Source organism: Limnohabitans planktonicus II-D5 (assembly GCF_001270065.2).
GTDB classification, from domain to species: Bacteria; Pseudomonadota; Gammaproteobacteria; order Burkholderiales; family Burkholderiaceae_C; genus Limnohabitans_A; species Limnohabitans_A planktonicus.
In genome coordinates, this window is sequence record NZ_LFYT02000101.1 from 1 (window position 1) to 1,172 (window position 1,172).

The following is a 1,172-nucleotide window of genomic DNA, read 5'->3' on the forward strand; positions in this document are numbered from 1 at the left end:
TGGCGGTGTCGTTGCCGTCATAAGTTTTGCTGGCCGCGGTGATGCTGCTCAGGGTGACATCTTTCTTGGCGATGTCTGCCTGGGTGGTCATCGCGACGGTGGTCAAGTTGTAGTTGGCCCAGTCGCCACCGGTGGCCAAGTCATTTGACTTGGTCAAGGTGCTGACATCGGCCACGGTGACCGTTTTGTTGTTGCCCGCGTTCTTGTCGCTGAAGCTGCCTGTGCCAGCGATGGCCAGCGTTTCAGAGCCGACGCCGGTGCTGATGGCACCCGCGGTGATGCTGGCGATGTCGTTGCCGTCGTAAGTCTTGCTGGCCGCAGTGATGCTGCTCAGGGTGACATCCTTCTTGGCGATGTCTGCCTGGGTGGTCATGGCACCGGTGGTGGTCAAGTTGTAGTTGGCCCAGTCGCCACCGGTGGCCGTGACATTCGACTTGGTCAAAGAGGTGACATCGGTCACGGTGACGGTTTTGTTGCTGCCCGCGTTCTTGTCGCTGAAGCTGCCTGTGCCAGCGATGGCCAGCGTTTCAGCGCCGACGCCGGTGCTGATGGCACCTGCGGTGATGCTGGCGGTGTCGTTGCCGTCATAAGTTTTGCTGGCCGCGGTGATGCTGCTCAGGGTGACATCTTTCTTGGCGATGTCAGCCTGGGTGGTCATGCCTCCGGTGGTGGTCAAGTTGTAGTTGGCCCAGTCGCCACCGGTGGCCGTGACATTTGACTTGGTCAAAGAGGTGACATTGGTCACGGTGACGGTTTTGTTGCTGCCCGCGTTCTTGTCGCTGAAGCTGCCTGTGCCAGCGATGGCCAGCGTTTCAGCGCCGACGCCGGTGCTGATGGCACCCGCGTTGATGTTGGCGGTGTCGTTGCCGTCATAAGTTTTGCTGGCCGCGGTGATGCTGCTCAGGGTGACATCTTTCTTGGCGATGTCTGCCTGGGTGGTCATCCCGACGGTGGTCAAGTTGTAGTTGGCCCAGTCGCCACCTGTGGCCAAGTCATTCGACTTGGTCAGGGTGTTGACATCGGCCACGGTGACGGTTTTGTTGTTGCCCGCGTTCTTGTCGCTGAAGCTGCCTGTGCCAGCGATGGCCAGCGTTTCAGAGCCGACGCCGGTGCTGATGGCACCTGCGGTGATGCTGGCGGTGTCGTTGCCGTCATAAGTCTTGCTGGCCGCG

Annotated in this window: 1 protein-coding gene; it reads right to left on the bottom strand. The window is 60.3% G+C overall.

Annotated elements, in window-relative coordinates; genetic code table 11:
- Positions 1–1,172 (bottom strand): YDG domain-containing protein (locus H663_RS41880; protein ID WP_240620608.1); only part of this gene is annotated, 1,172 nt, incomplete at both ends.